15 protein-coding genes and 1 pseudogene are annotated in these 18536 nt (G+C 32.8%); 9 read left to right on the top strand and 7 right to left on the bottom strand.

Translation table 11 applies throughout. The annotated features are described in order from the left end of the window. Positions 1-538: 538 nt before the first annotated feature. The 4 genes from AAGD29_RS03980 (at position 539) to AAGD29_RS03965 (ending at position 7683) form a co-directional block, all read left to right on the top strand. Positions 539-5260, top strand: a complete 4722-nt coding sequence (locus AAGD29_RS03980; protein WP_341758603.1) for an autotransporter outer membrane beta-barrel domain-containing protein — start codon at positions 539-541, stop codon at positions 5258-5260. Positions 5261-5412: 152 nt separating this feature from the next. Further along, positions 5413-5547: a hypothetical protein gene (locus AAGD29_RS03975; protein WP_341758602.1), complete on the top strand. Its 135-nt coding sequence runs from the start codon at positions 5413-5415 to the stop codon at positions 5545-5547. 767 nt (positions 5548-6314) lie between these two features. Beyond that, positions 6315-6755: an IS200/IS605 family transposase gene (tnpA, locus tag AAGD29_RS03970; protein WP_341758601.1), complete on the top strand. Its 441-nt coding sequence runs from the start codon at positions 6315-6317 to the stop codon at positions 6753-6755. A gap of 256 nt (positions 6756-7011) precedes the next feature. Beyond that, the gene (locus tag AAGD29_RS03965) at positions 7012-7683 is read left to right on the top strand and encodes a hypothetical protein (protein ID WP_341758600.1); all 672 of its coding nucleotides are present in this window, start codon (positions 7012-7014) and stop codon (positions 7681-7683) included. Here AAGD29_RS03965 and AAGD29_RS03960 read toward each other — a convergent pair. Further along, positions 7630-8196 carry a group II intron maturase-specific domain-containing protein gene (locus AAGD29_RS03960; RefSeq protein ID WP_341758599.1) on the bottom strand — a complete coding sequence of 189 codons (567 nt, stop codon included), beginning with the start codon at positions 8194-8196 and terminating at the stop codon, positions 7630-7632. The genes AAGD29_RS03965 and AAGD29_RS03960 overlap by 54 nt on opposite strands. A gap of 81 nt (positions 8197-8277) precedes the next feature. Continuing rightward, positions 8278-8919 carry a recombinase family protein gene (locus AAGD29_RS03955; RefSeq protein WP_341757363.1) on the bottom strand — a complete coding sequence of 214 codons (642 nt, stop codon included), beginning with the start codon at positions 8917-8919 and terminating at the stop codon, positions 8278-8280. Positions 8920-8951: 32 nt separating this feature from the next. Between AAGD29_RS03955 and AAGD29_RS03950 the strand changes: the two genes are divergently transcribed. The 4 genes and pseudogenes from AAGD29_RS03950 (at position 8952) to AAGD29_RS03940 (ending at position 13301) form a co-directional block, all read left to right on the top strand. Then, complete coding sequence (locus AAGD29_RS03950; protein ID WP_341757647.1) at positions 8952-9239, top strand: hypothetical protein; 288 nt, start codon at positions 8952-8954, stop codon at positions 9237-9239. A gap of 12 nt (positions 9240-9251) precedes the next feature. Beyond that, positions 9252-9563: pseudogene (locus AAGD29_RS10255) on the top strand (DUF4158 domain-containing protein); the annotation flags it as partial. 96 nt (positions 9564-9659) lie between these two features. Beyond that, positions 9660-12266, top strand: a complete 2607-nt coding sequence (locus tag AAGD29_RS03945) for a Tn3 family transposase (protein WP_410521188.1) — start codon at positions 9660-9662, stop codon at positions 12264-12266. Positions 12267-12410: 144 nt separating this feature from the next. Next, positions 12411-13301, top strand: coding sequence for an IS982 family transposase (locus AAGD29_RS03940; protein WP_341757373.1), 891 nt, complete (start codon positions 12411-12413; stop codon positions 13299-13301). Here the strand turns inward: AAGD29_RS03940 and AAGD29_RS10250 are convergent. The 5 genes from AAGD29_RS10250 to AAGD29_RS03920 all read right to left on the bottom strand — a co-directional run bounded on the left by AAGD29_RS10250 (position 13288) and on the right by AAGD29_RS03920 (position 17221). Continuing rightward, positions 13288-13521: a carboxymuconolactone decarboxylase family protein gene (locus AAGD29_RS10250; protein ID WP_410521177.1), complete on the bottom strand. Its 234-nt coding sequence runs from the start codon at positions 13519-13521 to the stop codon at positions 13288-13290. The genes AAGD29_RS03940 and AAGD29_RS10250 overlap by 14 nt on opposite strands. A 694-nt stretch (positions 13522-14215) precedes the next feature. Further along, the gene (locus AAGD29_RS03935) at positions 14216-14779 is read right to left on the bottom strand and encodes a tetratricopeptide repeat protein (protein WP_341758598.1); all 564 of its coding nucleotides are present in this window, start codon (positions 14777-14779) and stop codon (positions 14216-14218) included. Positions 14780-14787: 8 nt separating this feature from the next. After that, positions 14788-16095 carry a hypothetical protein gene (locus AAGD29_RS03930; protein WP_341758597.1) on the bottom strand — a complete coding sequence of 436 codons (1308 nt, stop codon included), beginning with the start codon at positions 16093-16095 and terminating at the stop codon, positions 14788-14790. Between the two features lie 35 nt (positions 16096-16130). Beyond that, on the bottom strand, positions 16131-16457 hold the full coding sequence (locus tag AAGD29_RS03925) for a hypothetical protein (protein ID WP_341758596.1): 327 nt from the start codon (positions 16455-16457) through the stop codon (positions 16131-16133). 26 nt (positions 16458-16483) lie between these two features. After that, positions 16484-17221, bottom strand: a complete 738-nt coding sequence (locus tag AAGD29_RS03920; protein ID WP_341758595.1) for a hypothetical protein — start codon at positions 17219-17221, stop codon at positions 16484-16486. 273 nt (positions 17222-17494) lie between these two features. Here AAGD29_RS03920 and recA point away from each other — a divergent pair, with 273 nt between their 5' ends. Then, a complete protein-coding gene (recA, locus tag AAGD29_RS03915; RefSeq protein WP_341754445.1) occupies positions 17495-18535 on the top strand; it encodes a recombinase RecA in 1041 nt (346 codons plus the stop codon). The last annotated feature ends 1 nt before the right edge of the window (position 18536 follow it).

Raw genomic sequence — 18536 nt, 5'->3', positions numbered from 1 at the left:
AACTATCATGATATAACAAATTTCTATAGCTGTTTCAAATATAACACAGTTGATAAGAATTTATAAAAAAAATAGTCAAGTAGCTTGTAATTAGTTATTTTTACATATATAGTAGCTGCGTGTTTAGATATTTCTAAAAAGGTTTTAAGGTATTATTGATTGCGTAGGGTTATCCCTATGCTTTCGATGTTATCCCTGCACCTTTGATGGTCAATTCTGTGCTTTTGATTGTCATCCCTGCGAAGGCAGGGATCTACTTGGCTACTTTTTTAGATACCAGCTTTCGCTGGGATGACACCGAGCGGGAATAACTTTTGAAACTAATACTACAGTTGTAGTACTAACGTCAGAACGATGTCATCCGAGCTACGGCGAGGATCTAATAATGTTTAATAGTCTTTAGGCTATTTTTTTAGATTCCGCACTGAAGCTGGAATGACATAGATGCAGGAATGACATCGAGCAGGAATAACTTTTGAAACTAATTGCTCTAAGAAACTGTATTTAGAAAATGAATTAACTTAAATAGGAAAAAATTATGGATAATAAAAGTAAAAAAAGCAGTTTTTTGAAAAACTTGCTAGCGACTGCTTCTATTGCTTCAGTTATAGTCGGTGGAAGTACGGCATTTGCTGCTGCGAATAGGGAGACGGATGGTGCTGACGCTGTGTTTAGGACAGGTGCCGGATTAAATCTAGGTGGTGCTACGCCATTTGTCACAGGTTCTAGTTTGAAATATGATAATCTGCGTAAGGTTAATGCTAACCTTGATGGTGGTCAAACTATTAGTTACATTGATCTACATAGAATTGCTGGTGATGGTGCTCAAGATACATTTACAGTTACTACAGACACAGTTATCAATTCGATAACTAATACTGCTGTTGGAGGTCCTAATAATGTACTGCCTTTTGCAATTGCAGCTGGTCGAAGTTTAACTATCGGTGGTAGGACTGTTGGTGCTATAGCTCCTGCTGCTGTTTTGGTTGCTGAGCATGTAGGTCCAGTTAACTTCGGTGGTGATAATGGTGTCTTGAATATTACTACTGGTGCTGGTGCTGGTGCTGGTGCTGGTTTTGCTTTTGCTCCTAGAGCTCTCGATTTTACTATGTTTAAAGTTGTTAATGGTGCAAATGCAACATTGAATATTGACAATAAAGGTGAAAATACAAAATTTGGTCAAGCAGAAGTTGCCACAGCCAACATAATTAACATTTTTGATGATAGTATTGTTGAATTCGACTCTACTGCTAGTGCTCGTGCTCCTAATACGTTGGATTTACAACAAGGAGCAAATAGTAGAATCAACTTTGGTAATACTGGTAATGGTACATTGTTATTTACTTCTAATGCTAATGCTGCTAACTTTACAGTTATAAATGGATCTCTTATTGGTGTTAAAGATGGAGAGGGTAAAATTCACTTCAATACTCATGTAATAGCTGGAACTCTTAGTCATGTAGTTGCAAATAAGGCCGTAGTTGGTACACGTAAGGATCTTAGAGTTCAGAAATTCACAGTTACTGCTGGTGCTGTTAATGCTGCAACAATTGTAGGAGGAGTATATACTAAAGAGCTTGAATTACTCGGGGGGCGTATCATTTTCAATGGTGAAGTTGATGTAGGAGATCAGGGTGTTACAAACATAAAAGCAGCTACAAATCTAGATATAAACGTCAATAGTAATCTTGGTACAACAAATTTCCATAATGTACCTAGTACAATTACTGTGGGAGTTAATAAAACACTTCAAGGAAATTTTTATGCTAACAAACAAGGTAGTGCTGGTGCAGTTAGAAATGGAACGATAGTTTTTCAAGGTAATGGTGAATTAAGTGGTACAGGAGACAACTTGATTGAAATTCGAAGTGATGCTGCTGGTACTCTGAAATTGTCAGGAGATCATAATGTCACTGAACTAAAAGGAATGGTGCTTGATACACATTTTACATTTGCTAAGGATTATAAACTGACCGGTAATATTAATGAAACTGTTGGTGCTGGTGTTCCTGGTGTTGGTTCTGCTTCAAATTTAACGTTTGAGGGTAATGCTGAAATTATTGGTAACATTGGTAACATTGGTGCTGCTGGTGCTGGAGCAGTTGGTAAGATTACCATTCCTAAGGATGCAATAGTAACAGTTAAAGGTGCTACGATTCGTGCTAATGATATCTTTAAGGATGCTGGTGGTGGAACATTGAAATTAAATAATGGAGCAGATGTAACCATTACATCTACAATAAGTGCTAATGGTGGTGGTACTATTGATGCAACTGAAATGACCGCGAGTAAGACTTTAACTATTGTTGGCACTATTGGTATGGATCCTGCTGGTGCTGATCCTAAGGGTCTAGATAAATTATTACTGAAAGAGCAAAAACTTAACTTTAACTTAGCTACAGCTGCCAATAAATGGGTTAATATTGCTGGAATTGATTTTGGTGGTAGAGCTACAACAGTTAAGATGGATGTTGCTGCTAACTATGCCTTTGGAGCTTTGACAAATGCAGAGGAATCTACATTTGAAGTTCATGAGAATGTCTCCTTATATAAGACAACAACCTCTGGGTTAAAGGAAGTCAAGTTTACAGCAGACAATAAGATTCTTACTCTTCATAAAGATAATGATATTACTGCTCAGAGTATAACTTCTTTCGGTAGAGCTCAAGGAGGTGATATAGTTTTTGCTGGGAATGCTACTCTAAAGGGTGCAATAGGAGATTCAGTAAAGAAATTTAACAATCTTACAGTAAATGATGGTGTTACGGCAATTACATCTGGTTCAGGCTTTTTCGGCGGAAATATAGAATTAGGTGACGGATCTACATTAGTTGTAGACAGTAATTATACTGCTAATGCAGTTGTTGGTAAAGCTCCTGGTAAGGGAATACTAAAATTTGTTAATGCTGCTGGTACTGGTGTAAAATTGACTACAGCAGCTGCTAATGCTGCTAACAACGGTATAGCTATCTTAGAATTGAATGGTGGTGATGTTGCATTAGAAGGTAACGGTATAAAATTTAGCACTATTAAGTTCACCAGTACAGCTGCTGCAAGCTTAACTTTAGCTCCACAGATGAAACTTGATGGGATAAATGTTGTTAGTACTTTGAAAGACGCTAGACCTACAGTTGTATTATCAGCTATTGATCACTCTATCGATAAAGCTATTGGTACTGATAGGGATCATTTGGTTAATCTACAATTTACTGGAGATAATACCATAAATGTTAGTACTCCAAGCTTCTTTGGTGTAACAACTAAAAATGATAATCAAGGTACTGTTAACTTTAAGGCTGCTCCTCATCAGGTTTATGGCTTAGGTTCTGAAGGACGCCACTTAAAAGCTGCAACTTTTGAAGTAAATACCGAGAACTTTGGTGATACTTATGTCAATAATGGTATTATAAATGACAATGTGGTTTACAAAGCTGGTGGAATGGTAGCTAGTAGACTACAAGTTGGTAGTGATAAAGGTGGTTCTGTAGCTGAGTTTAAAGATGGTGTGATTTTGACAGCTGCTATGACCAGTAAGGGAGACAATAATAAGATTAACTTCACAAATGATGCTGAGATCGGTGCTAATCTTGGTGCAGAGAACGCTCGTTTTAAGGCTATAACATTTAATGGCAATCAAGAAGCATTATTATACAACGCTGCTATGTATGCAGAAATAGTTGACTTCACTAGTGAAAATATCATAAGTCTTGGTGATAACATAATTAGTGGTACTTCACGTATTAATAGAGTGATTAATCTGACCGATGGTAAGTTAATCTTCCAAGATAACCAAAATAACATAGTTTCTACATGGGGTCCTAACACTGTGATTGCAACTACCTTAACTCCAGATGGAAAACTTGGTTCTATAGAGGTTAATACTCCTATAGATGTGCTTGCTAATGTACCAGTTCATGCTATAATCGTTAAGGATAAAGCTCAATTAGGGGCGGATCAAGAGTACAAGTTGATTGCCAAAGGTAAAAATCTACGTCTAGTTAATGGTGCGCAATTTGGTCCTCTAACAGGAGTAGAAACAGATCAACCATATGCACAGTGGACCGTTCATACTAAAGATGATAAAGATGTTTACTTGTTGCGTTCAAATGGTGCTGCAACTATAGCTCCAATTGATATAAAAGCTGTTGGTGGTGATGAGAAAGATCAGGAAAATGCTGCTTTGCTTGGTCGTGAGTCATTAGCTGCTATGACTGATATTGGTCTGTTATCAAAAGATCCAAAAGTACGTGGTATAGCAATACAACAACTTGTAAATACTGAGAATCGACTAGTAACTGAAGCTATTGAACATGCTAATGTTGGGATTGCTAATTTAGTGGGAGCAAGACTTGCCCAAGTTGATCAACAAAAACCTGTAGGTAGTGGTTCTGATGATGTAGCTGGTGAATCAATGGGTGCATGGGCTATGCCATACTATAATCAAGCTATTCAGAAGGGTGAAGGTAGTGTTGTTGGCTATAAAACAAAATCTGTTGGTGGAGTCCTTGGTTTCGATGCTTTAGCGAGCGAAAATCTAACGATCGGTGCTGCTGTTAGTATTGTTAGAACTGATATGAAATACAAAGATTATAAATTTGGAGAAAAAACAGACATTAATACTGTGATGCTCTCTCTTTATGGATCACAACAACTTGATAAAGATTTCTTTGTACAAGGTTTGGTTTCTTTTGGTTCAAATAAAATTAAAAATAGCGATCCTAGAAAAGTTCCTACTTCTCGTAATGCTAGTGGTCAGCAAATTGCTAAAGCTAGTTATGATTCTCTGTCTTACGGTGGTCAAGTATTATTTGGTTACAATGCTAAAGTATCTGACTCAGTATTATTAACACCGATGGCTGGAATTCGTTATACAGGATCTAGCGATGAAGGTTATAAAGAAACTAATACAGACAACGTAAATAAGGTCGTTGGTAAGAAGACTAGCAATAAAGTTGAAGCTGTGCTTGGTACTAGATTTGCAGTTTCTGTAGATGCTAGTGGTATTACAGTGATGCCTGAAGTACATGCTTTTGTTTCACAAAAGTTAGTTGGTAGTTTAGGGAAAGTTAATGCTAAATTAGATGGTATGACTAGTTCGTTTGCTACTAGATCTGACAAAGCTGCAAAAACATTATTTAACCTTGGTTTAGGCGTTACTGCTAAAGCTGGTAATATGGAGTATGGAGCTGGTTACGATGCATATTTAGCTAGTAAATATGTTGGTCACCAAGGTACTTTAAAAGTTCGTGTAAACTTCTAAACTAATCTTTTAAGTTTACTTATCTATTACTTTAAACAAAAGGGTTTTCTTTTTTAAAAGAAAACCCTTTTTGTTTAATAAGAGTGCCTACGAACTGACTTACTCACTGGTCTAGTTTTATGGGGTCATTATAAGGTGATTGCAAACATTTTATGGAAATTATCAAATTTATAAAAAAGCAACATAAGCCTATTACTTTTGTAGCTGATAAAGTTGATCGTGTCCAAAGAAGTCAAAAAGAAACGCCTATTTTAGATGATCTAATAAGGCAAGGTAACTTAACCTGAGCATCTGTTTTATGTTGTTGTTGGGATTGTTTAACGAGTTGCATACGGAAATTCGGTAAAATTATAGAAACAATCAGATTTGAGACGGCTCTGCATCTGATTGTTAAATTAACCTCAGTTTGATGTAAGAATAATTATTATTCTCTGCACGCTCGATGTCATCCCTGCGAAGGCAGGGATCTAAAAATGTTTAAGCACTTAATCCTTGCTACTGCTTTAGACCCCTGCCTACGCAGGGGTGACATCACCCACAATAGAGATGATACTGGGTCTAGTATTAACTTGTTACATCGAATTCAGGTTAAATTAATATTTTGCTAAAAACATGATTTTAAAAGATTAAAATCATGTTTTTAGTTTTAGAAAGGTTTAAAATGCATTCGCGTTAGCCGCTTTAAGAATATATTTTTCCTTATATTAAAGCCAATTCGGGATAAGAATTAACTAATTCTTATCCCGAATTGGGGTTATTTTATGTCTGAACTTTCGGTATTTTTTAAGTTGAAGTGGCTAGGAAAACTTTTACTGTGATAGATTTACAACCTATAAAATAAATATTATGATTAAATAGTATATAAATTATTATTAAAGCTAGAAGTGTGTAAAAATAATTAATGTCACAGTAGTAATGGATGTTGAAACAACAACCTAACTATCCCAAATGCTAAGCTACCGTTTTCAGCGGTGGAATCATAGTGTTTGACATATGCTAAAGATATCCCTAAATGATTTTGCCGCTCAAAGCAGAATCAAGAAGGATGATGTATATGCCAAACTATAATAGTTTAAACCACTGTACATGGGAATGTAAGTACCATGTTGTTTTTACACCCAAATATCGCAAGAAAACGATATTTGGATTAATTAGGAAAGAGTTAAAAGAAGTGTTTCATCGTTTAGCGGGTCAAAAGGAATGTAAGATAGAAGAAGGATATTTAATGCAGGATCATGTGCATATGCTAATATCCATTCTTCCCAAACATTCTATTTCAACCATTGTGGGTTTTATTAAAGGTAAAAGTTCTATATGGGTAGCACAAAATATAGCAAATAAACAGCAAAATTTTGTTGGTCATAAATTTTGGGCAAGAGGATATTTTGTGAGTACCGTAGGAGCGAATAAAGAGGTAGTACGTAAATACGTTCAAAACCAAGAATCTGAGGATAAAATAGCTGATCAACTTAACCTGTTTTACAGGTCAAAATAAGTAATATTAACCCGCTTTGAGCGGTTCTATAACAAACTCCCACTTCTAGATAAATAATATTTTTTTTAAGTATACTGTAAGTTATCATAGTCACCATTATACTTACTCCACAGTACAACGATTAATCTTTGATCCCCCTAGCCAGGAAAAAGAACTCCTCAGGCTAAGGGAAGAAGCGATCCACCATAAGAACAGTATTAACAAGGAATCGTATTATTACAATGCATTAGTAGAAACAAAACATAGGACATCTATTTTGGGTATAAATGCCGAACCTTATTATACTGAACATACAGAGAGAAGATTTAATCAGGGTGAATATGATCAAGATGTAACAGAAGCAACTAATACAATTCAATTACGTCAAAAAAATATTGATAATTTCTACGCTGCTATGACCGTCTTTAAACAACAAGAAGCGGAACAGGCTATTGAGCAGGAGAAACAGCAAAAAATAGCTGCTGAAAAAGCAAGATTAGATGCTATTGAACAGGAGAAGCAACAAAAAATAGCTGCTGAGAAAGCAAGATTGGCTGCTGAAGTTGCTGAACAAGCAAGATTAGATGCAGTAAAACATGGCAATGATGTAATAAGTGCTAATATTAGCAAGCAGCAAAAAGCTAATTTTGATATGTTGCAATCACTTAATAGCAAACAGCGGGCATTTTTCTTATCTGAACTATTTGGTAAGTCTGATAGTGAATCAATGACGATGATTAGTATAATAAAATCTCTAGGAGTTGATGCTGATGAGTTAGCATATTATGCCATTAAGAAAACACATAATGAGTTATTTGAATTGTCGGATAAGCAGAACCCATTACTGAGTTCCACTCTCCTAAGAACGCAGCATACTAGTTTCCCAGTACTACGCTCAAGCATTTATAAGGCCTTGGTAGACCCGGTTACTACTGTATACAATGGGTGATACTCTCTTATATTCTTCGCGTTTTTGAAAATATTCAAAATAACTAGGATCATAAGGTTGAGCATCAGCAAAAATTTTGGTATGACGTCTAATTTTAGTATCACTTGCTAATTTCAAGTTTAAATGAAAAGTTGTAGTATTTTTCTTATCATTCTTATTGACTTTAGCATGAAAATGCCACCTTCTTGAGGATGCTTGGCGTTGAAAGTACTTTTGGTAAATCCAACGGAATCCTTTATTATAGTGTCTTTTTCGTGTCCATCTATAGAGCAACTTATAAATTCGATTATCAATATAAGAGAAGATTTTTGAAGCGGCTGAGTGTCTATAGTAATTAGTCCAGCCAGTTATTTTGGGGTTTAGCAGATAAATTAGCTCTTCTGTTTTTGATCCAAAATTACGTCTGACTGTGGCTTTGATATCAGCAAGGAAAGCCTTTACAGAAGCCTTTGTAGGCTTCGTAAGAAATTTTTGCTTCTGACCGTATTTACGAATATGGGGTTCGAAGCACAAATCCCCGCCGATAAACCAGCATGAACTAAGCCTTTTATAATATAGGTTTTAGAGTGTTTTTTGTGTTATTAATTAAACCATTTAAAAACTCGTATTTTTGTCTCCATTTAAACTATCTTTCAATTTTCTTTTTTGAATATAAGTATTAAGCGATATATGGTTATTATAACCAAAGAATTTGGATATTTTTCTTACCGACAGACCTAGTTTTAGTAATTCTTTAATTTTACTAACGTCTTTATCAAACTTGCTTTTTTGTATACTACCAATTGGTTTACCTAATATTTGTCCTTGAGCTTTTTTAAGTGCAAGGGCATCTTTAGTACGAACACTGATTAGATCACGTTCAAGATCTGAAAATAATGCAAACAAGGTAATTGTGACTTTGGAATTCATATCCTGCTTGCTAATGTCAAGGTTTTGTTTAAGTATTACCACTCTGATATTTTTTTTTACTAATTCATTGACCAGATCTATGACTTCAGGAGTACTCCTGCCAAGCCTACTCAGCTCTGTTACAATCAACATATCAGTACTACAGAGTTTTCCTAAAACGTCTTCTATCCTTCGCTGTTTAGAAGTTTTTCTAGAAGAAACTTGAATTTCAATAAACTCAGATATTTTTAGATTATTTCTCTGGGCATACTCTAATATTGCAAGTTTTTGATTATTTAATTCCTGTTTATCGGTTGAGGTACGAATATAAGCTATAATTTTGGTCATTCTCTAGCCTGTTAAGTTTTAACTGTATTTTTATGAAAAAACTATACATATTGTATTATTTATATAACATATATAGCACTTACAAAATAGCAGTATCTTATCGACCGTTTTATCATATACAAAAAGCTATGATTTATGGTTTTATGGTTACAGGTTATAAACGCATCAAAATTTTAAGCGAGGCTGAAGTCAATGATCTTTATTCTTTGCCAAAGTTCACATTAGAAGAAAGGATTGTTTTCTTTTCTTTAAATAAGAAGGAGAGGCAGCTCATTGAAAAAATTCCCGATATTTCTTCTAAAGTTCATGCAATATTATAACTTGGCTATTTTAAAGCTAAAGGTCGGTTATTTTCTTTTGACTACAAAGATGTTCTGCTAGACTTGGATTATGTGTTAACTCAGTATTTTGCCATACAAGATAAGCGTAAAAGTATATTGCTTAAGGCAAAAAAAGAAGAAAGCAATAAGAAAATTTTGGCTTTACTGAATTTTAGAGACTTCAATGATAAAGCACGTAAAGAGCTTGTAGAACAAGCTTTGCTTTTAGTGCGTATTCATGCAAATCATCTAGATATTTTTAGGGAAATACTATCTCAGATTCAGATAAAACAAATTGTATTACCAAGTTACACTATATTACACGATATAATCAGCCTATCAATCAGTATCGAATTTAAACGTATAGAAAATATACTTCGAGATAATATACCTCCAGCACTTGATAATTTTTTGTTAGGTATGACTCAATCAGGCTCTACAATGAATTTATCAACACTCAAGCGAGAACCAAAGAATTTTAAATACTCAGAACTCAAAGAAGAATGTGCTAAGTCTCGTATATATTCAGAATATTATAAACTATCCAAACAGCTAATAGATAAACTTGAAATATCACCTAAATGTATTAGGTACTACGCCAGTATTGCAGATGAGTATAATATTTACAGATTAGAGCAATTTAGCAAACCACTTAGAAACCTGTATTTGCTATGCTACATTAATCAGAGATACAAAGAGATCATCAATAATTTAGTTACTAGTTTTATCTATTGTAATAACAACTTCATTCAAGAGTCCAATGAATATGCTCATCAGCAACTCGTACTCCATACAGTTCATTATAATGATAATTTACCAAAAGTAAGTAGCTTATTAAGATTTATGGGAGAGGCGGAACAAATAGAGCATACAAATTTTTGGAAATCTGCGTACAATATTCTCCCTAAAACTCAGTATCTACCAACAGCTGACTATATTGAGGGACAATCCTTTGACTTTGAGTCTGCTAAATGGGAATTCTATGTTAATAAAGCCAAGCGTATTAAGGGTAATCTCCGTATGCTATTTAGATCAATAGAGTTTTGTAGCAGTAAAAAGGATGATGATTTAATGCAAGCAATATCCTTTCTACAGGATGTTTTTGATAAAGAAGTGCCGCTAAGTAAGATCGCTAACGATAAATTTCCTGACACATTTATTCCAAAAAGTATCAGAAAATATCTATATATTTTTAAAGGCAATGAAACTAACACCAAACCCTCTGATGCAGCACAAACGTCACCTACGTCCAACCAAAGTCAAATCTTGGCTGGAACTGCCGTAACCACAACTCCTACGGCTGTTACTACAGCAACTAAACCAACCTCAAGCACGGCTACAACCTCCAATGCTTATCATCTAGATAAATATGAGTTTTATCTATACCAATCTATTGTAAAGGAAATTGATAAGGGGAATATTTTTTGTAATGAAAGTACTAAGTATAAAAGCCTAAGCACGGATCTTGTTTCTGATAAGGTATGGCAAAATAAAGACGAACTCATACAAAAACTGAACTACCCTAATATTGCTGTTGATATAGAACAAAGACTTGATGAATTAGAAACAAAACTTCATGCAAAAACTTTAGAAGTGAATAGAAAAATTGCTAGTAAAGAAAATAGCCACATTAAAATAAAAGAGAGTAAGACTAAAGCTGGCAAAGAGGATAAAGATGGTAACAAGAACTACAAATGGCACTTAATCAATCCTACTGTAGATAAGAGAGATGATAATTTCTTCGCTGGAATACCAAATATTAATATTAGTGAGTTGTTATATTGTATCAATGAGCAAACCAACTTCTGTGAAGCTTTTGATCATATCAAACCACGTTACTCTAAGCAAAAAGCTGATTATGAAGGAATCATTGCCTGCATTGTAGCCAATGGGTTTAGTTTTGGTACTTATCGCATGGCACGAAGTTGTGATATAAGCTATAGCACTCTGAGTAATATAGAAAAAAACTTTTTGAGCCTAGAAAATTTACGAGAGGCTAATGATATTATCAGTAACAAAATAGCTAGTCTTAAGGTATTTAACTCGTGGAACATTTTGACGGATAAATTACTAGCTGCAGTAGATGGCCAAAAGTTTGAAACAAGGTTAGATACTATGCAAGCAAGATACTCTCCCAAATATTTTGGCTTATATAAAGGCATTGTTCCGTTTAGTATGGTACTTAACCATGTGCCGATCAATTGCAAGATGATTGGTGCGAATGAGCATGAGAGCCATTATACCTACGACATTATATATAATAATACCTCTGACATTGATCCAAACGCCATATCAGGAGATATGCATTCAATTAACAGGGTTAACTTTGCTGTGCTTGATTCCATAAGCAAATTATTTATGCCAAATTTTAGCGACCCAAAAGAACAAGTCAAAAGCCTTAGAAGTATGAAGCCTTTGACCTTATACAAAGACTGCTTTATCAAACCAACTAAACTCGCCAATAGAAAACTCATCACAGAAGAATGGGATAATATTCAAAGAATATTTATATCGCTCGCGACGATGGAATCAACCCAAGCTACTATTATAGGTAAGTTGTCATCTCATAAGAGGTACAGCAGAATTAAAACAGCTCTTTGGGAATATGATTCAATACTGAAAAGTCTCTATTTATTAGATTTCATCGATGATGACATTTTACGGAGTCAAATTCGTAAAGCTTTAAACAGGGTTGAAGCTTACCACCAGCTACGTAGAGCTATAGCAAAAGTACATAGTGGGAAGTTTAGAGGACAGACCATTTTAGAGAATGAGATATGGAATCAATGTTCTAGATTACTGGCGAATTCTATAATATTATACAATGCAATTATACTAGACAAACTGCTTGCAGAGCTTACCACACAAGGAAATATAGAGGGAATAAACTATTTAAACAGCGTGTCTCCAGTAAGGTGGGAACATATTAACTTTATCGGCAAATATGAGTTTATGCAAGTAAAAGAGACAATAAAAATAGAGGATATAGTTGCACAGTTACAAAAAAATCTAAAAACAACCTTGTAAACCTAGAGATATAAGGTACATAGAGCATCCTAGTTTATCGGCGGGGATTTGTGCTTTGGATACCAAATAGTAATAGATAAAAGGATTGTCAAAAAGGAGTGCCTGCAGTATTTATATTTTTAAACAAAAAAACAAACTACAGGCATGAAAAAAGATATCACAGAATTATATAGTTTTATAGATGATTTTTGTAAAATTTATTTGGAGTATGAACAGAGAAAGTTATTACCATCAAATAAGCAGAGAAATCGCTGTTGTAGCATGAGTTTAAGTGAAATGTTAACAATAATAATTATGTTTCATACATCCTATGCTAAGAATTTTAAATTTTTCTATAAAAGTTATATAGAGTGCATGCATAAGGATGATTTCCCTAAAGCCTTGAGTTATAATAGATTTGTTGAATTAATGGCACGATTATTCATACCGCTAAATATGTTGATTCATTTGTTGTTTGGTGAGGAAACAGGTATTTATTTTATTGACTCTACAACGATTAAAGCTTGTCACAATAAAAGGCGTTATAGCAATAAAGTTTTTAAAGGATTAGCCAAACATAGTAAATCCTCTATGGGGTATTTTTATGGTTTTAAATTACATGTAATAATCAATAATAAAGGGGAGTTTATGGCATTAAAAGTGACCAAAGGCAATGTAGATGATAGGATTCCAGTACCGGAGTTAACAAAAAGATTAACTGGAATTATAGCAGCTGATAAAGGTTATATTAAGCAAAATTTGTTCTTAAATTTATATGAAAGAGGCTTAAAAATGATTCATGGAATTAAGAAGAATATGGAAAATAAATTAATGGATTTGAAAGAAAAAATCTTACTTCGAAAGCGTAACTTAATTGAAACAGTTTTTGATTATCTAAAAAATAAAATGAACCTTGAACATACTAGACATAGATCACCAATAAATGCCTTTGTCCATATATTATCTACTCTTGTTGCTTATTCATTAAAGAAAAATAAACCTTCAACAAAATTTGATTTTAATCTACATGTTCTCAATATCCTTATCCCGAATTGACGTATATTGGTAATAAATCTAGTTTCTCTTGGGAAACATTATTCTTTCTAGCATCGATAAGATGTAAATTGCAACAATAAAAGCAGCCATTTATTTGCGATACTCTTAGTTCAATTAAGGCTCTGAGTCCTTTGTCAATTGGAGACTCATTAAGACTTTCATAAGCTTTATATATGCATAAAATTGTGTGTTTAGAGATTTCGGCCTCAGTACACGACATAAAGGTTAACAAAAAGTTAATGTCTTGCAAAACATAATAATTATAATACAAAAATAGAAAATAACTGAATATTTTTAACTATTAAGTTATGATAACTAGATTGATGATATGTTTTGTATTACGTATTTTCTACTATTATGCCCCTTTTTCTTGGCTATTAATTTTTTGTTAACCTTTATGTCGTGTACTAAGGATTTCGGCATAATTCATTTTTTTTCCTTTAAATTAGTTATTTAGTAAATTATTATCGCTGCATTGAGCAATGGAAATCTCTGAACCATGTCGTCTATTAAGTAAGGATCTAACAAATTTACTAGGGCTTAAATCTTTAAATTTATCAACATTTTCAAACCATAACATCGAGTTATGAGCCACATTACACAAACCGTTAATTTCTCTTTTCCGTATATTTTGGTAAGCAACTAGAGTAGTGTAGTATGAGTATTTATATTTTTAACGCGAGTTGCCAATTAATTATACAGGTAAACCATTATTTAAAGCGGTTTACAAGTAGGAGTCGTAGTTAAAATGTTCGTTATAATTAGCTATATTTTAAAATATAGCTAATTTTGAGCCTTTTAATGCTATAAGTTACCTTCAAAGGCTTGATGAAATTCAGCTTTGTGCTTAGCAATTAATTGGCAACTTGCGTTGATAAGAAATTTATTAAATGGATACTGAAACAAAAATATACTCATCGTTGAGATTCAGGATAACATATCGAATCCATCTTTAGTATTTCGATACTTCTAGGATGATCTGAACCAAATTTGCTTATATGTTGATCATGAAATTTAATATACCAAGCTTTTTCTGCTAAATGACAAGTAGCTTTTGCTGTTGCTAAGTACATCAGACTTACTTCGTCAACATTTTTCATATTATCTTTATAATTATTCCAATATAACATTTCTGCTGTTAAATAAGACTGAACTGATTTCTCGTTTTGACCAAGAACTGCTAATGCATCCCCTTCAGCAACAAACGCCTTAGCTAAATCTATATCTGGTGAGGTGGTAAGGTTTTTATTAGGTCTGCTTGGATCATTAATGAATATGGTTGTAGCTTTTTGAGCATGTTCTAGAGCTTTGTTAGCATTTCCTAACCCAAGTTCAGCTCTTGACATTTGGGTAAAGATTCGACCAAATACTTCATGCTCTTCTTTCTTTACTGACTTATGCATATCATATAATTGCTGTGATTGTTCATAGGCTTCATTATATTTACCTAAGGAGTTTAGTATTTCAGATCTTGACATATAAGGTCCTACAAGATATATATCATTAGCTTGTACTCCACTTCAATATGTTTTTTTATAGTATTATTAACTTGCTCTAGTGCTTCTTTATATTTTCCTTGCATAAAAAATAAACTTGTTTTGGCATAATACAAATTTACTATATCTGGACTATTTACCAACTCCTTATTAAACATATTTTCTACTACTTGAATATTTTCCTCTGCTTTTTGAGTTCTTCCTAGTGAAATATAGGCTTTAGCTAAGAAATATACTACATTACATTTATAAGCTTCATAACCTTTTACTTTGTCAAAGATTTCTTTTGCTTTGGTGTAATATTCAATCGCAGTATTATAATTAACCTTACCTCTATAATAGATACCTATTAATTCTAGATAAGCTGCATACATGGCTTTCTCATCATTATTCATTAACCATAATTTAAAATTTCCTTGTTGATCGTTTTTATTAAACCAGTCAATTTTTTTTTCTACATTATAGTAATCATAAGAGTTCATATATTGAATTATTAATTGGGTATTTAACTCCATCAATTTATATATAGCAATATTATAATTGATGGAATTTTTTTCAATTATTTCAAAATTTTCTTGGATAGTCCTAGAATTCCTAAAAACACGTCCTTTTATTACATCCTTTGGAATATAATTAACCAATTTAGTAATAACATCTTCTAAAAAAGCTCTATTATTCTTATTTCCATTTAGTTCCATTATTTTATTAGCAACAACATTATGCATTTCAAAAATAGGATTAGTTTCATTTGAGTCAATGTTAGCTATCAAAGCAAATTTAGATAATTGATAAATATCATCATCAATGGTATTTTTATCATCAGTAATAATCCTTAGTAAGTTCTTGGAAAAGCCTTGGTTATTAATCAAGGCTATCTTATTCAGTAGTCTTTTAGTATTTGGTTTTAATTCATTAATTGCTAGAGTAATGTTTAGTTTAATTTTATCGGTAGAATTCTGTATCTTCTTTTTATACTCTTCTTGATTTAAATCTAGTGCTTGGTTTAATAACTGAACACCTTGTGCTATAAGTATAGGATAACCAGCAAATTCTTGAACTAAAAATCCTACTAGTTTAGGATCGTCTTTTTCTAAAATATTATTAGCAAGAGTAGTAGTATCATTTTTTTCAAATGCCGTCATTTTGATTGTATTATGTAATAACTCACTATCTTGGGAAGCAAAGATAACATGACCATTATGCTCCCAATTAATGAACTCTTGAACTTTTTGATTTTCTTTGATCTTTAAATTATCAAATACTAACAACCATTTATCTTTACTAGATAAGTAAGACAATACTTCTCTCTTTGCTGATTCTACATCTTCTGATATTAAGTTAGTCTTGCCTCTTCATTAATTGACTTTGCTAGCTTTAAAAACTCTTCATTAATATTTAAGTTACAATCAATAAACCAAATAAGCTCATAATTATTTTTATTCTCATAAGCATACATTCTTGCAAGTTGAGTCTTGCCCATGCCACTAATGCCAACGAGACTTGTCTGCCTATATTTAATTAAATTATTTTTAACTAAAGTTAATTGTTTAACATGGTCAACAAAATAACTAACTGGTATAACAAGATTAGATATTGCCGCTTGAACAACTGATATATAAGACATAATTAATACCATAATTATTAATAGAGATTTTTTCATCTTTTCCTCCAAGTATAAACAATTTACTATTTTATATGTTTATATTTTTTCAAACTTATTACCTTAGCTTTTTCTTTATTAGCAGTTGTAGTTTTTCGTAACTCAGTCTCTATTATATTTCTTTTGTTTTCATTATATATTGCGTAGTTTAACCCATGTTCCTTTAAAGGTTGAAATATTTTACTACAATTCAGTAAAAACGGATCAATAGTTTCTACAATCATACTATTTGATAAATTTACCATTATTTGTTCTGTTAATAAAAATTCATCATAGAAAATAGTTAATTTATGGGTAGTAAACGTTATACATAAGGACTTAGGTATTTTACTCTGATCCTCCATAAAATTTATTAAATTATAAAGTAGACTAAAAATTATCTGATAGAAAACATGTTGTCCACAATCTACTATTAATTTATCTATATTACACTCATATTTTATTGCTGTATATAAAAAATATTCAGCGAAATATTTTTTTAAATAATTAATTAGTTCTTTTGTATCAATCTCTGCTTGGGCATGCTTAGTAAAGCAGACTGGAAATAAATAATTACTGGGATCTATCTTATAAAGAAGGTAATTTGGAAATATTTTTGTAATTATTTCGTTGAAAGCTTGCAAATCGAAAATCAACGTGTTGTAAGAATTATTAATATAAATAGAAGATTTATCAGATAAAATAAGATTCAACGAAACATTTGGGTGTAATATTTCGTTGTTATTGATAATATTATTTTTTAAGTAAGAAAAAGGTTTTGTCAAATAAGTTTGAATTTAGAGCTATCTCTATATCCCTAGATAATAAAGTAATTATACTCTGTTGACAGATCATAGAGGGGAGGTTCTCTGAAAAGAGAACCTCCTACTCGAGCTATTAAACCGATGGCTTACATCGAACCTAGGTTAAAGAATAGATTTGTTTTAATTTTTAGTTGCAATTTTTAAATCATTATGATATTAATATTTGTAATTATTTTACTGGATTTTCCTCGTATGTTACTTTATAAATTTAATTTTATTAAGCTGATTCTAGAAATGAACGTTATAGACAAAGAAAGAGCATTGCTTGCCGCACTTAGCCAGATTGAAAAAAGTTACGGCAAAGGTTCTGTCATGAAACTCGGTCAACGCCCTGCTGTAGACGTTGAGGCAATACCAACAGGATCGCTAGGGCTTGACTTGGCACTCGGTATAGGTGGGTTACCTAAGGGAAGAATTATTGAAATTTTTGGGCCGGAAAGTTCAGGAAAGACCACTTTAACTCTACATGTAATTGCTGAAGCACAGAAGAAAGGTGGTACTTGTGCTTTTATTGATGCAGAACATGCTTTAGACCCAGCATATGCCAAAAAACTTGGCATAAATATTGACGAGCTTATTATTTCTCAACCAGATACTGGAGAGCAGGCACTTGAAATAACTGATACTCTAGTACGTTCTGGAGCTATTGATATGGTCGTTATAGATAGTGTTGCTGCTCTTGTGCCTAAAGCAGAGATTGAAGGGGAAATGGGTGACTCTCATATGGGGTTACAAGCTAGATTAATGAGCCAAGCACTTAGAAAACTCACTGCATCAATTTCAAGAACTAATTGTATAATTATTTTTATTAACCAAATTAGAATGAAAATAGGTGTCATGTTTGGTAGTCCAGAAACTACCACGGGTGGTAATGCTTTAAAATTTTATGCTTCAGTAAGGCTAGATATTAGAAGAGTTTCAACAATCAAGGATAAAGAAGAGCTAGTAGGGAGTCAAACTAAGATCAAAGTTGTTAAAAATAAAGTCTCTCCACCGTTTAAAACAGCGGAATTTGATATAATGTATGGTAGTGGTATTTCTAGAGAAAGCGAGATAATTGATCTTGGTGTTAAATTTGAAATAATAGAAAAATCGGGTTCTTGGTTTTCATATAATGACACTCGTATAGGTCAAGGTAGAGAAAATGTCAAACATTACCTAAGAGAACACCCTGCTATTTGCTTTGAAATAGAACAACTAATTCGTCAAAAGTCTTCTCATAATACTAGTGTTACTTTTGATAGTGAAACGATAACTATAGAAGAGGAAGAATAAA

Origin of the sequence: Candidatus Tisiphia endosymbiont of Ditula angustiorana (genome assembly GCF_964026425.1) — a bacterium.
Taxonomy (GTDB): domain Bacteria; phylum Pseudomonadota; class Alphaproteobacteria; order Rickettsiales; family Rickettsiaceae; genus Tisiphia.
This window is presented reverse-complemented; position numbering and strand designations above follow the sequence as displayed.